Raw genomic sequence first — 813 nt, 5'->3', positions numbered from 1 at the left:
CAGGTACGGAACCCAATCGATCTGGACCAGGACGGCAGCCCCGACCAGTTCGCCTACAAGATGATCGGTGCCTTCGTTACCACGGATAACCAAGTGCGCAACAATGCCGATGGCACGCCCTGGCAGACACCGGGCAAGGTGGAAACCCTGCAGGCCTCCGCTGTTGCAGAGGGCACCGAGAACGAAGAGGTCAATAAAGGCGCATGGCGTATGGAGTGCATCCAGCGCACGGTAAATCTGCGGGTGGTGATTGGGGAGTAAATGAGATCTCTTTGGCGAAGGATGTGTCGCGCAAGGCCAAGCAGCTAAAACTGGATGTGATTCAGCAGCGGATCAATGCAGTGGTGGCGAAGGCGTCTAAAAGGTCAGAAGCGGCTTTTTAATAGGTCGACTGGGTCAACTTGACGATACCGACGAAAAAGAGCCAAGTATCGTAAATAGAGGAGGACACAAAAAAGCCTTCTATGAGGTTGCCATTCTGTTTGTGTCTTGTTGTGGTTTTTGCATTTTCATTTTCCCATGGATCTCTCATTTGCGGCAATTACCGCGCCAATTTAAAGAATTTCAATTTTTGTGGCAAACCATGAGCTTCTGGCAAGCTAAAACTTGCCACTTGATTATTATTTAATCGATATGTTTATTTTATAGTCAATTTATAGAGGCGCTCAGCATGCCTTGGTAAAATGCTATGCTTGCCAGACACCCGTTAATTAAATAATTTTTACTATCTTACTGAGATCCAGTATACTCTATCATCACTCACCGATACGCAGCAAAGTCACCTATTCTATTACTTTCGTGGGTATGACTTTT

At 46.6% G+C, this 813-nt stretch carries 1 protein-coding gene; it reads left to right on the top strand.

What is annotated here, in order from left to right; translation table 11 throughout:
• The coding region (locus tag Q5Y71_RS16995; protein ID WP_306043258.1) for a hypothetical protein at positions 1–261 on the top strand (261 nt) is incomplete at its 5' end.
• Positions 262–813: the final 552 nt, after the last annotated feature.

The organism is Microbulbifer sp. 2205BS26-8 (assembly GCF_030731025.1).
In the GTDB taxonomy this organism is placed as follows: domain Bacteria; phylum Pseudomonadota; class Gammaproteobacteria; order Pseudomonadales; family Cellvibrionaceae; genus Microbulbifer; species Microbulbifer spongiae.
Note: the sequence above shows the minus strand (reverse complement) of the source record. Positions and strands in the feature narration are given on the sequence as shown.